This window comes from Rhodococcus sp. EPR-134 (genome assembly GCF_001647205.1).
In the GTDB taxonomy this organism is placed as follows: Bacteria; Actinomycetota; Actinomycetes; order Mycobacteriales; family Mycobacteriaceae; genus Rhodococcus_F; species Rhodococcus_F qingshengii.
This window is the reverse complement of record NZ_LVCT01000667.1, coordinates 1-13,560: the sequence shown is the minus strand read 5'-3', so window position 1 is coordinate 13,560 and position 13,560 is coordinate 1. Positions and strand designations below refer to the sequence as shown.

At 62.1% G+C, this 13,560-nt stretch carries 15 protein-coding genes and 1 pseudogene; 7 read left to right on the top strand and 9 right to left on the bottom strand.

Annotated features, from left to right (window positions below; translation table 11 throughout):
* The 4 genes and pseudogenes from A2J01_RS28865 to A2J01_RS28850 all read right to left on the bottom strand — a co-directional run.
* Window positions 1-185 (bottom strand): annotated as a pseudogene (locus A2J01_RS28865) (Clp protease N-terminal domain-containing protein); the annotation flags it as partial.
* Window positions 186-255: 70 nt separating this feature from the next.
* Window positions 256-1,041, bottom strand: coding sequence for an alpha/beta fold hydrolase (locus A2J01_RS28860; RefSeq protein ID WP_042447011.1), 786 nt, complete (start codon window positions 1,039-1,041; stop codon window positions 256-258).
* 83 nt (window positions 1,042-1,124) lie between these two features.
* The gene (locus A2J01_RS28855; RefSeq protein WP_007729992.1) at window positions 1,125-2,117 is read right to left on the bottom strand and encodes an ABC transporter substrate-binding protein; all 993 of its coding nucleotides are present in this window, start codon (window positions 2,115-2,117) and stop codon (window positions 1,125-1,127) included.
* Window positions 2,118-2,545: 428 nt separating this feature from the next.
* On the bottom strand, window positions 2,546-3,184 hold the full coding sequence (locus A2J01_RS28850) for a DUF2461 domain-containing protein (protein ID WP_003939783.1): 639 nt from the start codon (window positions 3,182-3,184) through the stop codon (window positions 2,546-2,548).
* A 123-nt stretch (window positions 3,185-3,307) separates the two neighbouring features.
* On the opposite strand from A2J01_RS28850, the gene A2J01_RS36100 reads away from it, so the two are divergent.
* Both A2J01_RS36100 and A2J01_RS28845 read left to right on the top strand, forming a co-directional pair.
* Window positions 3,308-3,580 (top strand): hypothetical protein, encoded by a 273-nt coding sequence (locus A2J01_RS36100; protein ID WP_156519441.1) that lies wholly within the window; start codon window positions 3,308-3,310, stop codon window positions 3,578-3,580.
* An 87-nt stretch (window positions 3,581-3,667) separates the two neighbouring features.
* Entirely contained in the window at window positions 3,668-4,519 is an 852-nt protein-coding gene (locus A2J01_RS28845) for a mechanosensitive ion channel family protein (RefSeq protein ID WP_007729990.1), read from the top strand.
* Between the two features lie 94 nt (window positions 4,520-4,613).
* Here the strand turns inward: A2J01_RS28845 and codB are convergent, their stop codons facing one another.
* Both codB and A2J01_RS28835 read right to left on the bottom strand, forming a co-directional pair.
* Complete coding sequence (gene codB, locus A2J01_RS28840) at window positions 4,614-5,945, bottom strand: cytosine permease (RefSeq protein ID WP_064114108.1); 1,332 nt, start codon at window positions 5,943-5,945, stop codon at window positions 4,614-4,616.
* The gene (locus tag A2J01_RS28835; RefSeq protein ID WP_064114107.1) at window positions 5,942-6,406 is read right to left on the bottom strand and encodes a nucleoside deaminase; all 465 of its coding nucleotides are present in this window, start codon (window positions 6,404-6,406) and stop codon (window positions 5,942-5,944) included. Before A2J01_RS28835 ends, codB begins: the two co-directional genes overlap by 4 nt.
* 175 nt (window positions 6,407-6,581) lie before the next feature.
* Here A2J01_RS28835 and A2J01_RS28830 point away from each other — a divergent pair, with 175 nt between their 5' ends.
* Both A2J01_RS28830 and A2J01_RS28825 read left to right on the top strand, forming a co-directional pair.
* Window positions 6,582-8,102, top strand: a complete 1,521-nt coding sequence (locus A2J01_RS28830) for a PucR family transcriptional regulator (RefSeq protein WP_231916016.1) — start codon at window positions 6,582-6,584, stop codon at window positions 8,100-8,102.
* Window positions 8,103-8,128: 26 nt separating this feature from the next.
* Window positions 8,129-8,773 (top strand): formylglycine-generating enzyme family protein, encoded by a 645-nt coding sequence (locus tag A2J01_RS28825; RefSeq protein ID WP_179090786.1) that lies wholly within the window; start codon window positions 8,129-8,131, stop codon window positions 8,771-8,773.
* Here the strand turns inward: A2J01_RS28825 and A2J01_RS28820 are convergent.
* A complete protein-coding gene (locus tag A2J01_RS28820; RefSeq protein WP_064114105.1) occupies window positions 8,756-9,331 on the bottom strand; it encodes a hypothetical protein in 576 nt (191 codons plus the stop codon). The genes A2J01_RS28825 and A2J01_RS28820 overlap by 18 nt on opposite strands.
* 18 nt (window positions 9,332-9,349) lie before the next feature.
* Window positions 9,350-10,459, bottom strand: coding sequence for a DUF6670 family protein (locus tag A2J01_RS28815; protein ID WP_064114104.1), 1,110 nt, complete (start codon window positions 10,457-10,459; stop codon window positions 9,350-9,352).
* A gap of 146 nt (window positions 10,460-10,605) precedes the next feature.
* Here A2J01_RS28815 and A2J01_RS28810 point away from each other — a divergent pair, with 146 nt between their 5' ends.
* From A2J01_RS28810 to A2J01_RS28800, 3 genes are read left to right on the top strand one after another with little or no spacing between them, the layout of a single operon-like run.
* Window positions 10,606-11,448: an alpha/beta hydrolase gene (locus A2J01_RS28810; protein WP_064114103.1), complete on the top strand. Its 843-nt coding sequence runs from the start codon at window positions 10,606-10,608 to the stop codon at window positions 11,446-11,448.
* Window positions 11,449-11,450: 2 nt separating this feature from the next.
* The gene (locus A2J01_RS28805) at window positions 11,451-12,017 is read left to right on the top strand and encodes a nucleotidyltransferase family protein (RefSeq protein ID WP_037128704.1); all 567 of its coding nucleotides are present in this window, start codon (window positions 11,451-11,453) and stop codon (window positions 12,015-12,017) included.
* Between the two features lie 58 nt (window positions 12,018-12,075).
* The gene (locus A2J01_RS28800) at window positions 12,076-12,879 is read left to right on the top strand and encodes a transglutaminase-like domain-containing protein (protein ID WP_064114102.1); all 804 of its coding nucleotides are present in this window, start codon (window positions 12,076-12,078) and stop codon (window positions 12,877-12,879) included.
* Between the two features lie 9 nt (window positions 12,880-12,888).
* On the opposite strand, the gene A2J01_RS28795 is transcribed toward A2J01_RS28800, so the two are convergent.
* On the bottom strand, window positions 12,889-13,560 hold a 672-nt coding region (locus A2J01_RS28795; protein ID WP_064114101.1), incomplete at its 5' end, for an alpha/beta hydrolase.

Genomic DNA, 13,560 nt, shown 5'->3' with positions numbered 1-13,560 from the left:
GACGCTCCCGACCTGCGCGCCTGGTCGACGAAGTGACCGATCAGGTGATCTGCAACTTCACCGAGATGATCAGCGGCAATCACGGCGTCGGAGAGTTGGTCGAGAGCATCGGTGTGCACCTTCTTGATCGCGTCGATGAGGTCGTCGAGTCGAACCTTGTTGGTCATTTCCACTGGTTTGCTCATGCGTCAACCCTAGGTTGACGCAATCGAAAGCGTCAACCCTAGGTTGACGATCGTCTTCGCCGCCCAGTGCTCAGCCGGAAAAGAATTCACGCAGAGCCGGGACAATAGCGTCGTCGGCGACGCCGTGGCCCTGACCGGGGATCTCCAAAGTCTTTGTCCCCGAGACTTTTGCAGCGATTCTCGTCGCCGAGGCAGGTGCCCATTGACCACTGTCACCGCCGTACATGACCAACGTGGGGACGGTAATGGAGGCAAGCCAGTCGAGCGACTGACAGCCGTGATCACACACAGCGACGTCGTAAGGCAAGGTGTGCGCGATGGCGCACATGTCGGGCCAATCGGCACTCCGCTTGATCTCGTCGACCATCTCCGCGGATGCACCGGTCAGATCCAGAAAACGCGTCACAGCACCTTCCCTGTCGCCGCCCGCAATCAATCGCTCCAGGTCACTTTGGGCAGTCTCGTCACGCTGGTCGTCGTCCATGTACGGCGCCTCGTAGACGGCGAGCTTACGCATCGGAACGGCCTGCGCAGCGGCCTCCAAAGCCAGCGCGGCACCCGACGACAATCCGTAAACGAGCGGTGTTTCACCGGTGGCAGCGACGACCGCCCGCAAGTCCTCCACCTCGGCGTCGATCGAGAACGCGCGACTGTCACCGCTGTCCCCGCGTCCGCGCCTGTCGTACGAGTACACCGTGAAGTCCGCCGCCAACTCTGCAGCCAGGGAATCGAACCATCCGCGGTCGCAGAACGCTCCGGCGACCAGGACCACTGCTGGTCCGGCACCGGAGCGTTCGTATGCGATGGTCGTACCGTCGCGGGATTGCACTACCGCTGGGGATTGCTCTGTTTGCACGTCGATCTCCTCAGGTCTGGTCAATGCCTACCTGATTAGACCGCCCGCGTTACCGAAACTCATCGGTCCGGTCGGCAGAGGCTTCAGCTGATCTTGTTGTACAGGGCATCCCAACCCTGTGCCACGTACGAAATCGTGTAGATCGAACCGTAGAACGTAGAGCCACCCAGACTGGTGACGTTGCCCGCCTGCACTGCCGGGAGTCGCTGCCACAGCTTGCTCGCCACCAATGCCTGGTACGCGGCACTGTCCTCGTTCTCGGTGATCATGAAGCCGTCGACGCCGGCCAGCACGTCGAGGCCTTCGAGGCTGACGCCGCCCTCGGGATCGAGCCCCTCCGAGGTGGCGGTTTTGCCACCGATGTCGCCGAGCGTCATGTCGCTGGGCTTGTCGCCCTTCTCGGAGGTACGGATGCTCGTGACGTACAGCGTGTTCGTGTCCGGCATGAACGAGACACTGGCGACGGTCTTGGACGCAATCTTCTCGGCATGACGACTGCGGATGTCGGAAATCAGATTGTCGTAGTCGAGCGTCAATCGATCGAGTGTGGCCGTTCGACCGAGCCAGCCCGACAACCGCGAGAGGTTTGTGCGCCAGTCGTCGGTGAACTCTGTCGTCAGAACCGGTGCGATGGTGGACATCTCGGCCACCGGCCACCACTCGCTCTCGTAGTTCAGGCACACGATCAGGTCGGGCTCGAGCGCCAAGATCTGCTCGCGGTTGGGGATCTCCGACAGGAACGGTACCGACGAATCGATAGGCACCCACGGTGTCGCCTGGGCGTACGTGTAGCCGACGAGCGGAAGTTCCAGCGCTACAGCAGGTTCCAGATCGAGCCGCGAGTCGATCGCGACAACCCTCTTCGGATTGACAGGAATGTCGTACGTTCCGAGAGGTGTCGTCACAGAACGCATTTCGGTTTCACCCGAACTGCTCCCGCTGTCACCGCAGGCCGCCAGGAACGCGCCCAGCCCGGCGATTCCGGCACCGAAGCCGAACTGCCGACGTGTGAGGTCCGAAACGAGGCGGTTGTCGGAGTAGCCCTCGGGAAGCAAGAGCGTGGATTGAGCGGGCATGCGTGTCGAACCTCCAAAAGAAATGAATCATCCACTGTTGCGAGCGGATAAGGATGCCCTAACAGCGTACGCAGGGAGGGTCGTCGCGATCGGCCCAGAAATAGTCGAATCAGGCCAATTCGCACCCCTTACTTGTCGAGTTTGCGCATCTCGACGAAGTAGACCGCACTGAACGCGAGGTAGGTGCCGACGATTCCGAGGACCGAGATGATCAGGACGAGAGCGAGAAACATAGCCATGATGGTCTCCACTGACACGGGTTGTTCACGATGTCGATCGAGAGAAAATGGCTTCGAACTGCGGCGCTGCGACTCGAAGCGGGGCCGAAACTTTCGGTTACACACACCACGCTAGCCCCAGGCGTCTCGAGTTTTGATGAACTCGAGGTGAACTCTCCTACGGCTACGTCACACTTTTCTGTCGGACGGTCAGTTCGGTCCGAGCACCTGTCCGGACCATTCGACCAAAGGCGTCAGTGCGCGCCACGCTGTGCGAACTTCCTTCAATGTCCTGGCGCTGTCCAGCCACGACGGGCTTGGGTAACTACGACCAGCAGTCAGCGACTTGTGACGCAGCAATTCGATCCGCGGGTGATCGACCGTGTATCCGCGAGGCGCCGTCTTGAGCTTGTCGCCGCCGATCGTGAATCCGGCCTTCTCGACGGAGGCCAGGATCTTCTCGAGCTCCGGCCCTCGAACGTCGTCGTCGACAGCCGCACGATAACGCGCGATGGTCTCCGAACTGCTGGCGTAGAAACCACCGGCCACCATCAACCCTGCCGCGTCGATCTGCACGTAGTAGCCACAGCTCTCGGCGAGACCGACGAACGCTCCCTGGTGCGTCTTGTACGGGATCTTGTCCTTCGAGAATCGAACGTCACGATACGGCCGAAAGAGCTTGGCCGTGCCGAATTCGTCCTCCAACGCCGCGGTCAACGACGCCATCGGACGACGAACCACTTCGTCGTACGTCTCCTTGTGCGCTGCCCACCAGGTCTTGCTGTTGTCGGCCTCCAAGTCTTCGTAGAAGTCGAGTGCAGCAACGGGTATGCCAGTGAACGCAGCCATGGCGTAAGCCTAGCCCGGGCTGACAAGCACCACCGACGTGTCATCCGAATGGACTCTTGCCGTGCCCGCGAATTGCCCGAAATATGGCCAGGTGGAACAACAATTACTCACAGGGGGGAATACATGACACCGAGACTGTCGGCATTCACGGATCTACTGGCCCAGGAAGTCTTCCAACCAACCCCGGTAGTCGTGGAAGCCCCATTGAACATTCCCGTTCTCATCATCGCCGTCATCGCGTTGGTGACTGCGATAGCAGCACTTGCTGTGGCACTTTCGGCTCGCATGCGCGCCACGCCCACACCGCGATCCGCCGCGGCTCAGCAACACGGCTCAGTGCAAGCTTCACAGAGCCCTCCACCAGCACCACCCGCAGGCTGGCACTCACAGCTATAGAGCACAACTGAGTGAACCGCGTATCTCTGGCATCAACGAGGTGCTGCCCTGCACCGATGCCCGGATCGGCCCGAATCCGTAGACTGCATGGAGATGATTTCCGAAATACAAGCATGGGAACTGACCGATACCAACCGAGACTGGTTGATTCACCGACCCGTCGAGATCGCGATCTACGTGGCACTCGCAGTCGTTCTGCGCTTCGCACTGCACCGCGGGATCGATCGAATGTCGAAGCCTCGCAAGTCTCCGAACGCCAAGGTGAACGAGCGCAGATCGCAGCGAGCCCGGACCATCGGTTCGGTACTCAAATCGACAGTGTCCATCGTCATCCTGGTCTGGTGTGTGCTGCAGATTCTCGGCATCCTCGGGATCAACGTCGCGCCGTTCATCGCATCCGCCGGAGTCATCGGCCTTGCCATCGGTTTCGGTGCACAAAACCTGGTGCGTGACTTCCTCTCCGGCATCTTCATGTTGCTCGAGGATCAGTACGGTGTCGGCGACGTCGTTGATCTCGGCGACGCGGTCGGCACCGTCGAAACAGTGGGCCTGCGCGTCACCACGATTCGAGATGTCAACGGCACCTTGTGGTATTGCCGCAACGGCGAAATCCTGCGAGTGGGCAACATGAGTCAGGGTTACGCCACTGCAGTTCTCGATCTCCCGATCGCCCACAATGCGAACGTGCACAAAGCGTGTGAGGTGGCGACGCGAGCTGTCCTCGAGGCGGCGGAGTCCGAACCGATCAGGGCGGACATGATCGACAAGCCGGAGATGCTGGGAGTCAATTCGGTTACTGCCGAGGCAATTACCATTCGAGTGACGGCGCAGGTCAAGCCTGGGCGCCAATGGGCAGTCCAGCGCGCATTTGCGCGCTCGGCGCTGACTGCGTTCGAAGAGCAGGGAATCGAGGCGCCGTACCTGCCTGTTCTGCGATGACGGTTGAGACCGAAGCGTCTGCCCTTTCCATCAAGTACGCGAGCCCCCGGCGCGGTCGATACCGCCGGGGGCTCGCTGGTGCCTGAAGCACGATTCAGACGGTGGAGGTCGAGACCTCCCGATCTGCCGAGCTGTTGCCAAACACCCGGTGCAGGAACATCGTCAGAGCAATTGCTACGACGATGCCGATCAGCGGCGGGATTCCCACCTCGAACTCACCGGAAAGCCAAGCGAGGAACGCTGCGACGGCATAGACGGTTAGGTTTCGCCAGTGGACCGGCTGCGGGGTGTACCCCTCGGGTATGCCTCGCCGCCACCGGCACAGGAAGTCAGCGATGATCACGCCGCCCAATGGCGGGATGAAAGTTCCGAGCAGACTCAGGTAGTCGACCAGATGGTTGTGCACACCGGTCAGAGCGAGCGCCGTGCCGATCACACATCCACCGATGACGAACGGGGTCTTGCGAGGCTTTCTGAACAGTTCGGCACCGGCCACTCCGAAGGCGTATGCGGTGTCTGCGTTGCTCTTCCAGAGGTTTCCGAACAGCAAGACCAGGCCCCAGCCGACAAGCCCGAGGTTGTAGAGGATCAACACGAAGTCACCCTCGTGGAACGTGATGGCTCCGATGGCGCCGAACAGGATCATCAATCCGTTTCCGAGGAGGAACCCGATAACGCAGGCCCACACCGCTTGTGATCCGGAGCGAGCAAATCTGGTCCAGTTGGGCGCTTGCGTTCCCGCCGATACGAACGTGCCGACGACAGTGGTGATTGCGAGCGCGATCGTCATGGTCGTCTGCGGTTGAACCGAGACCAGGCCGGAGAATCCACCGACCTCTTCGAGGGACCGGAACACGACCCAGCAGGCCAACGCCAGGATCAAGGGCGTCGAGACGAGCGAAACCCAGTACATTCCGCGGTAGCCGTAGCAGGCGGTGACGCACATCAAGATGCTCGCCGCGATCATCACCGACGCCCGCGCGAGATAGGACTCCCAGCCCAATGCCTGCGCGGTGAGATCACCGATCGTGCCGATGATGACTCCGTACCAGCCGATCTGAGTACCGCCCAGCAGGATCGAAGCGAGCTTGGACCCGCGAGTGCCGAAACTGTAGCGCGCCATCACAACTGTAGTCAGTCCGGTTCGGGCTCCGACGAACCCCATCATGGCGACGTAGACCCCCAAGATGGCGGATCCGGCGGCGATCACCACCATCAGTTTCCAGAACGAGAACGCGGTACCGAGCGCTGCTCCGGCCAACATCGTCGGCGTGAAGATGGTGAACCCCAACAACACGACCGCGAGCGAGAAGAACGGCTTACGTGCATGAAGCGGAACCGGAGTGACGGGATAGTCTGGATCGATCGGGTGGCCTGCGCTCTCCGAATCGCCTGCGACCGTGGCAGGTTCGACGGCGCTGCTCATACAACTTCGCCGATGTCTTCGAGCCACAGGCTCGCGCGCTCGGCCAGCATGCGGTCCATCAGTGCCACACACTCCGCGTCGTCGACGACGTCGACCTGAATTCCGCTGCTGCGCAACCATTCCTCCGATGCCTCGAAGGAACGATTTTCGCCGACCACGATTCGAGGGATCTCGTACAGGCGAGCCGTTCCGGCGCACATGAAGCACGGCGACAAAGTCGTGTAGAGGACACACTCGCGATACACCGAGGCCGGCAGTCGTCCGGCGCGCTCGATGCAGTCGGTCTCGCCATGACGGATGGCGCTGTTCATCTGGACCCGACGGTTACGTCCGACTGCGAGAACCTCGCCCCGGTGAATCAGCGCCGCGCCGATCGGCACGCCGCCCTCCTCCCAACCGATCTTCGCCTGTTCGATCGCAAGTCCGAGAAAATACTCATCGGTGTGTGCCGGATGATTCATGTGCGCTCCTGGAGTCTGACCAAAATCGTCGATTGTGGCTCGTGTCACAATCCGACCACGGTGGTAACAGCCCGACAAGGGACAACCTGTCAGTTCGGCAGAACTAGCTCTATGACGAAGTGCCCCCTCGGCGGACGATATAGAAATGCTCCCGACTCTGCGACAAGTTCTTGCGATGCCCTCGTTCAAGGCCGCCGCAATCGAGGTGCTCGCGGGCGACGTCGATACCGCGGTGGTCCGCTGGGTCCATTCGTCCGAGGTGTACGAAATGGGTGGGCTGCTGTCCGGAGGTGAGGTCCTTCTGACCACGGGCCTCGGTCTGCACGGGCGATCTCCCGAGCAGCTCACCGCCTACATCGACCAATTGGCGGACGCGGGATGCGTCGCACTCGCGATGGAAGTCGGGCGCTCGTTCCTCACGGCCCCTCCCGAACTCGTCGAAGCTTCGCGCCGACGGGGACTCGCGTTCTTGGCCCTGCACGCAGTAGTGCCCTTCGAGCGGATGGTCGAAGACTTTCACGACCTCATGCTCCGCCGCACTCTCGGTTCGGCGCAAGCGGGCGAGCCTGTCTGGCAAGAACTTCTGAGTCTCGTGGTTGCAGGCCAGGGCATGACTGCGCTGCTCGACAAGGTGTCACGACTCGCGGGGTGCGGCGTCGATCTGCTCGACGCGGATGGCAGAACCGTCGAGCGCAGCACAACCGGCGCAGAGCGATCCGAGACCGAACGCACTATCCACGACGTACGCGGCCCGACGAACTCACTCGGTCGACTTGTCCTGTGCGGGCCGGCAACCACACGCCGAACCGCCGTCGCAAACTGCGCCGCCGTCGCGGTAGCTCTGGAACTCGGCCGTCACGGCGATCTCGGCCCAAGACAGTCACTCGCCCAATCGGTGATCACCGACGTGGTGGGCGGTGTGCTCACATCGCACGGCGACTTGTCCGAGCGACTGACAGCGGCCGGGTGGACGCCGTTGTCGGAGGGGCACCACGTCCTCGTCGCCGCTGTCGACATCGATCGGCAAACCCCGGTTCGAGAGCTCGCTGACCAAGTACGCGACGCCGTGCGGGCCGTGCTCGGCTCCTGTGTCGTCGGGACTGCGGCCAATCACGTCATCGTGCTCGCGCACGGGTGGGCGTCCGCATCCCCCGCTCGAGTGCGGACTGCGTTCACCGAAGCCGACGAGCTGCTACGCCGCGGGCCGGGCGGTTCCGCGGTACGCACGCTCGGAGTGGCGACGCCGGTCGCGGATCTGTCGGGCGTCGGGGCTGCGGTCGCGCAAGCTCGCGAAGTCGTCCAGATCGCGCGGCGCTTCGGCTCCCGGACCGGAGTGATCCTCGCGAGGGACGTCGGCGTCCAACGACTGCTCGCCGCCGGAACGACACCCGCTTCGCTGTCCGTGTTCGTAACCGAGCAACTCGGTTCGCTGATCGCATACGACACAGCACATTCCGCCGATCTCGTCCGAACGCTCGACGCGTACCTCGCACATCGGGGCGGCAAGGCGAGAACCGCGGATTTCCTCGGCATTCGGCGTCAGTCGCTTTATGCACGGCTCACGCGTATCGAGAAGCTGATGGGTGTTTCCCTCGACGATCCGGCACAGGTGGTCTGCCTCGGGCTTGCGCTGACCGCATGGCGCATGCGCACCGGCCTTGATCCACAAGCTGCGTTCGAGCGTCTCCCCGGGTGAGCGACAACCTCTGCGATGATGAACGAATGACCGGAGCAGCAGAGTTGATGATCGAGATCCCTGCCGGCCAGGTGCACCTTCGGGACGACCGCAAAGGTACTGCGTGGACCTCGAAAGTCGAATCCTTCCGCCTCGCACGCCATCTCACCACCAGGGCGCTGCTTCACGGAGATTCGTCGGACGATTCGAGCAAACCAGCGGTCGACCTTTCATGGAAGGACGCCATCGCAACCTGCAACACACTTTCGGTCGCGGACGGTCTGACACCCGCATATCGAGACGTCGACACCGATTCTCCGCAGTGGGACCGCGGCGCAACTGGCTACCGGCTCGCCACCGAGGCCGAGTGGCAGTACGCATGCAAGGCCGGCACCTCCGGCTACCGCTACGGCGAGATCGACGAGATTGCCTGGTACAGCGACAATTCAGAGGGTAGAGCGCATCCCGTCGGAACCAAGACACCCAACAACTGGGGCCTGTACGACATGATCGGCAATGTCTGGGAATGGTGCTGGGATCTCTACGACCCCGAGGTTTACGGCACGTACCGGATCTTCCGCGGCGGCAGTTGGGCCGAAAGTGAGCGCGGTTGCGGCGCTACCGTAAGGAGGCGAAGCCACCCGACATTTGCTATCGACGACTTGGGATTTCGCCTAGCTCAGACGATCTGAGGGCAGACGGCCGAGGACTTCGAGCACAGCCTCGATCTCTTCTCGACTGCGAAGCCTAACTATCGGCAACGACGGCACATCGACAAGGACCGTGGCCATACGCCCGACGTTGCGTCCGTCGCTTCGCCAGGCCCAGCGCACCACGTGATCCGGATCGAACAGAATGGTGTGCAGTGGCGGCTCCATGTTGCGATTCCACAACACCTCTCGCTGCAATCGCCGACGCACGGTTCGTGTGATCACCTGGCGCATCACCGTCCGCCGAGGCAGATCCAACCACAGCATCAGGTCCGCACGCTCGGCCAGAAGCTCACGCACCGCACCGTACTGCCACTCGGTCACCCAGGCCGGCTCGCTGGAAAAGCGTCGTACTTCGGTTTCGAAACTGTCGAGCGGAATCCAGTCGGGCCCGTGGAACAGCGAGTCCAGCTCAGTGTGTTCGATCTCGAGAAGCCGCCCGATTCGACCGGCGAGAGTCGTCTTTCCGGCACCGGAAGTCCCCGCGACAAGGATCTTCTGCGGACGAATCGTCAGCGCGGCGGGGTCTACGAAAGGCACCGATACACCCTAGGGGCCTTACACTTCGCAGTCCACCCATTCGATGTAACCGGTACCGTTGATCGACGCACCGTCGAAGCTTCCCCGGTAGGTGTACGCGCCGACGTATCCCTTGCCGTGACCGTAGCGCCACTCCGAGTCGATCTCCGCCTCGAACTCCACGACCGTCCTGCCGTGATCGCGCACCTGCCAACGCAGTACGCGCGGCACACGCATCTCGCGACCCTGTGGGTCGACGTGCAATGCGTCGGCGTACTCGAGCACGTCGAACTCGACGTCGTCGAAGACCTTCGCACTACCGTCGACAGTCCGAATGTAGGCGAGCTTGCACGCCGAAACCCCTGACGCTCGAACATCGGTGAGCAACAACTGATGCCGGTCGTCCAGTTGAACGATCTGGTAGGTGAAAAAGTCGGCCGGGAGCTTCCACGACTCGGGAAGCGCGCGGCGAGTCAACGATTGCGGTGTCATGCACCGCGCGTACTCGACGGTGCACGGAGCCGAAATACTCACCGGTCCATCCGGACTCGCAATTGTTCCGGAGCACTGTGCCAGCAGACTGACGTGGTCGTAGACGGGATTACGCACGAACCACGACGCTTGGTCCGTTGCCACGATCTCGAGATCGACGTCGAATGAGTCGTATCGCCCGGTGACTCGGAAGTTCGGATAGCTGTTCTCGATGATCAGGTTGTCACCGAAGGCGATTCGCGAACCATCTTCTTCGAACGCACACTCATCGGCAGCGTCGTACGCCCGGTAGAAGTGATGGCCCGGCGCTGCGGTGGAACTCAGCACGGTTGCGGTGTTTCGCGCGTCGGGTGCAGCGAGATAGTCGTTGTCGAACACCACCGTCCCGGTTGCACCGATCAACGTCATGGTGTTGAGGTAACGGAAAGGCCCTGGCAGCCGGGGAACGAAGATCCCGTAGTGCGTCCACGCAAACTTCCGCGAAGCCAGGTGCGGACGCAGCATCTCGGGCCGATCGAACGGGCGTACCGATTCCGCCATTCGCTTGTCGATCAGCGGTAGCGCGCCGTCCAGCAAAGCCCGAACCGCGGGTCGCCACAATCGGCGCGAGCGGGTGGCGGGAACAGGGTCGGAACGATCAACGGTTTGCCCGGTCACGCCCCTAAGTTAATGTAACCAGCCGTAACAAACAAGTGTCGAAGTTTCCTCGACGACCTCACACCCTGAACACCCGCGCCCTGCCCACCGGGCGAATAGCATGTGAGAATCCGCGTACCGGAACCGGTCGCAGAGAGGGCGCAACAATGCAGCACGAAGAGTCGTCGTTCACCGGAGTCGCCGGTGCCAAGATCGTCTACGACGTGTGGACACCGGACCGCGAACCCACCGGGGTTCTCGTCCTGTGCCACGGACTCGGCGAACACGCGAGGCGCTACGACCATGTTGCTGCGCGGCTCGGGGAACTCGGGCTCATCGTGTATGCACCCGACCATCGCGGGCACGGACGCTCTGGCGGCAAGCGCGTTCACCTCAAGGAATTCTCCGACTTCACCGACGACGTCCACACGTTGTTCTCGATCGTGACGGCGGCACATCCCGGCAAGGACAAGTTCCTGCTCGGGCACAGCATGGGCGGCGCGATCGCCCTTTCCTACGCCCTCGACCATCAGGCCGATCTCAAAGCCCTCGCCCTGTCCGGACCTGCGGTGATCATCGCAACCGGCACTCCGAAGATCGTGATGCAGTTGGGCAAGATCGTCGGCAAATACCTCCCGGACGTGCCCGTCGAGAACCTGGAAGCTGCTGCCGTATCGCGTGATCAGAAGGTCGTCGACAAGTACAACGCCGACCCGCTGGTTCACCACGGCAAGGTTCCCGCCGGTATCGCGCGCGGCATGATCACCGCCGCGGAAGGCTTCCCGGCGCGCCTGCCCTCGCTCACCATTCCCGTACTGCTTCAACACGGCTCGGACGACCGTTTGACGGACCCGGCCGGCAGCAAGCTCGTCGCAGATCTGGCCGGCTCTTCGGATGTCACCTTGAAGGTGTACGACGGCCTGTACCACGAGATCTTCAACGAGCCTGAGCAGGAAGAAGTTCTGAACGATCTGATCGAGTGGCTGCGTCCGCGGGTCACCGGAGCATAGTCATGTCTACGTGCGGGATCCTGCTGGCGGCCGGGGCCGGATCCCGCATGGGCAAACCCAAAGCGCTCGTCACAAACACCGAGGGTCAGTCTTGGCTCCACCACGGGGTGACGACACTGCAGTCCGCAGGCCTCTCACCGGTCATCGTGGTCCTCGGCGCGCAGGCAGAGGACGCCCTCGAACTACTGCCCACCACCGATGTCATTGTGGTGATATCGGATTGGCAACACGGAATGAGCGCGTCACTGCGCTGCGGACTCGAGGCCGCCATGCGAATCGACGACGCAGATGCGGCAGCGATCTCTCTGGTCGACGTCCCGGACCTCAACGCCGACACCGTGACGCGGATCGTGGGTCACAGCTCCCCATCACGAAACATACTGCGAAGAGCTGTCTTTCACGGCCGTCCCGGCCATCCCGTCCTGATCGGACGCGACCACTGGCCGACGCTTGCAAAGTCACTCACCGGGGACGGCGGCGCCAACACCTACCTACGCGAACACGGGGTCGAGTTGGTGGAGTGCAGCGACCTCAGCAGCGGCGTCGACGTCGACTATCCCGAAGCCTGATCGCACGTCACAATCCTCCCAGGTGGTGGGTGTCCGTATTCGGTGTAAAGATGGCCCGATGAAACGTACCGTCGCCGCCCTGCTCGACATCGAGATCGACGAGGCGACCAACCGGGAGTTCAAGATCGCGGTGACGCGCGCGCCGGGTGTCGAACTGCTGGAAACGATGTCGTTCGTCCATGACGGCAATCCGCTCGAACCCCGCGAGATCACCGCCGAACACGGTACCCGGATCCACCTACTCGACTGTGCCCCAGGCAAACTGATTGTCAGCTACGACGCAACCGTCATCGGCCGCGCAGAACCGTTGTCGGTCAGCGACTACGACGTGTCGAAATATCTGCGCCCCAGCCGGTATGCCGAGGCCGACAAGTTCTTCGGTTTTGTCGCCGGGCAATTCGATCTCGCCACTCCCCCGGCCGAACTCCTCCTCGAAGTCACTCGCTGGGTGAGTACACATTTGAGTTATGTTCCCGGCACCAGTCGCGGCACCGACAGTGCGGTAGACACCTTGCTCGCCGGCGCCGGAGTGTGCCGCGACTACTCGCACCTGACCATCTCACTGCTGCGCGCCGTGGGGATTCCCGCTCGACTGGTGGCCGTCTACGCGCCGGGCTGCGATCCGATGGATTTTCACGCCGTAGTCGAAGCCAATATCGACCACGTCTGGCGCGTGGTCGATGCAACGCAGTTGGCGCCGCGCAGCAATCTTGTGCGCATCTCGACCGGCCGAGATGCCGCAGACACAGCCTTCCTCGACAATCACGGCGGATCGATCACGTTGCATGCCTCGGAAGTTCGCGCAGTCGTCGACGGCGTTCTCGACAACGACGACTACGCAACACTCACATCGATCGGCTGAAAAGCAGCGTCAGGCGCTGATCTGGTTCTGCGAGGCCATCGTTCGCTCGAGGAACTTGATCGTGAGATCGACGATCGCCTTCCCCTCCCGAAGAGCTTTCCCGATCACCGGGAAAGCATGGATCTGCCCACTCCAGATGTGCGTTTCGACGGCTTGTCCTGCCTTGATCAAGTTTTCGGTCATGATCTCGACGTCCGGACGCATCAGTTCGTATTCGGCGGACACCAGGAACGACGGCGGAATCAGACTGGCGTCGGCGTTGATCGGCGACTGCGCACCAGGAATCTCGTCCGGCCCCTCGAGCCACCGGTCCTTGAGCTTTTCCACCTGTGACATCGGTAGGTAGGCATCACGTTTCATGAAATCGGGATCATGGTCCTCGAGGTTCACGTTGAGAAGAGGGGAATATCCCACCACGGCAGCGGGCCGCGTGATTCCGCGCAGCGCGGCAATTTCGGCGACCTTCATGGCCAGGTATCCGCCCGCCGAGTCACCGGCAACCACAATCTTGTTCGGGTCTTCGGCTGTCTCGAGCAACGCGGTGTACGCGGCCATTGCGTCCTTGACGGAGGTGCCGATGGAACCTTCCGGCAGCTGGCGGTAGCGCACGGAGATCACCGGTACGCCGGCCTTCGCAGAGAGCAAACCGCACAGTGCCCGGTGCGTTGCCAGACCGCAGAA

What these genes read in the sequence shown, in the direction of transcription:
- A2J01_RS28855 (WP_007729992.1), bottom strand. Translation starts at nt 2,117, where the DNA reads ATGCCCGCTCAATCCACGCTCTTGCTTCCCGAGGGCTACTCCGACAAC.
- A2J01_RS28850 (WP_003939783.1), bottom strand. Translation starts at nt 3,184, where the DNA reads ATGGCTGCGTTCACTGGCATACCCGTTGCTGCACTCGACTTCTACGAA.
- A2J01_RS36100 (WP_156519441.1), top strand. Translation starts at nt 3,308, where the DNA reads ATGACACCGAGACTGTCGGCATTCACGGATCTACTGGCCCAGGAAGTC.
- A2J01_RS28845 (WP_007729990.1), top strand. Translation starts at nt 3,668, where the DNA reads ATGGAGATGATTTCCGAAATACAAGCATGGGAACTGACCGATACCAAC.
- codB (WP_064114108.1), bottom strand. Translation starts at nt 5,945, where the DNA reads ATGAGCAGCGCCGTCGAACCTGCCACGGTCGCAGGCGATTCGGAGAGC.
- A2J01_RS28835 (WP_064114107.1), bottom strand. Translation starts at nt 6,406, where the DNA reads ATGAATCATCCGGCACACACCGATGAGTATTTTCTCGGACTTGCGATC.
- A2J01_RS28830 (WP_231916016.1), top strand. Translation starts at nt 6,582, where the DNA reads ATGCCCTCGTTCAAGGCCGCCGCAATCGAGGTGCTCGCGGGCGACGTC.
- A2J01_RS28825 (WP_179090786.1), top strand. Translation starts at nt 8,129, where the DNA reads ATGACCGGAGCAGCAGAGTTGATGATCGAGATCCCTGCCGGCCAGGTG.
- A2J01_RS28810 (WP_064114103.1), top strand. Translation starts at nt 10,606, where the DNA reads ATGCAGCACGAAGAGTCGTCGTTCACCGGAGTCGCCGGTGCCAAGATC.
- A2J01_RS28805 (WP_037128704.1), top strand. Translation starts at nt 11,451, where the DNA reads ATGTCTACGTGCGGGATCCTGCTGGCGGCCGGGGCCGGATCCCGCATG.
- A2J01_RS28800 (WP_064114102.1), top strand. Translation starts at nt 12,076, where the DNA reads ATGAAACGTACCGTCGCCGCCCTGCTCGACATCGAGATCGACGAGGCG.